Origin of the sequence: Brachybacterium sp. FME24, assembly GCF_014897705.1 — a bacterium.
Taxonomy (GTDB): Bacteria; Actinomycetota; Actinomycetes; order Actinomycetales; family Dermabacteraceae; genus Brachybacterium.
The window spans coordinates 1-894 of sequence record NZ_JABUXV010000054.1 but is presented as its reverse complement, the minus strand read 5'-3'; the positions used below and the strand labels follow the sequence as shown (position 1 = coordinate 894).

1 protein-coding gene is annotated in these 894 nt (G+C 69.7%); it reads right to left on the bottom strand.

Annotated elements, in window-relative coordinates:
* A partial coding sequence (locus INT51_RS21950) for a DUF222 domain-containing protein (RefSeq protein ID WP_193107509.1) occupies nucleotides 1–881 on the bottom strand: 881 nt, incomplete at its 3' end.
* Nucleotides 882–894 lie beyond the last annotated feature (13 nt).

Below are 894 nucleotides of genomic sequence, written 5' to 3'. Positions count from 1 at the left end.
AGGATCGCGTAGCGCAGGGCGGCCAGGTTCATGGCCGAGCCGTGCTGGGCGACGTCGCCGTCGAGGTCGAAGGGGATCGGGGAGCCGTCGTCCAGGGCGTGGCGCTGTTCGGCGTGGACGGCGCGGGCGGCGGCGTCCAGGCGCTTCGCCAGGGAGTGGATCTCGGGGATCGGTCCGGTGATCCGCAGGCAGGCGATGCCGTCGTCGTGGCCGGAGCGTTCCAGGGCGACGTCGCGGGAGTTCTCGGGGCGGGGCCGGGCCCCGTCGGCGTCGAACCAGGCCAGCAGGAGTCGGTGGGCGGTGTGGAACCGGTCTGCGGGAAGGGAGGCGAGGTCCCATTCGGAGATGAGTTCGTCGACCTCGGCGCGTTGGAAAGGAGTCAGGTTCCGGACGGATTTCAGGAGTTTATCGTGCCATTCCACGGGCAGGTCACCGAGGGCGAGTCGGGCGAAAGTCTCGGGCATCTCGACCACGGCAGTGTGGGCGTCACCGAGCAGGGTGGTGGCTTTGGGGGTGGTGGTGCGCAGCGCGATCGCGACGGCGAGGTCTTTTTCTTCGCGGTCATCGGACTGTTCGGGATCGTCACGATCGACCCAGAAACCAGCGGCCCGGCGCAGCAGGGCGGCGCGGGCGCGTGACGCCTCGCGTTGCATCTCCATCAGGCCCGCTGCGGCGTCGGCGTCGGCGGAGCCTGGTTCGAGGTGGCCCCGTTTGACCAGTGACTTCTTGGTCAAGCGAGTGCGGGCCTGCACGGTCTGGCGAGGCGGCCGGGCACTGCGCGACGCGGCCTGCGCAGCACCGGCAGTACCGGACACAGGGGTGGGCGTGGCGGGTGAGGGGGTTTCGATCAGTTCCCCACCGGAGAACTCCAGTGTCGTCATCACAGCCACCTCC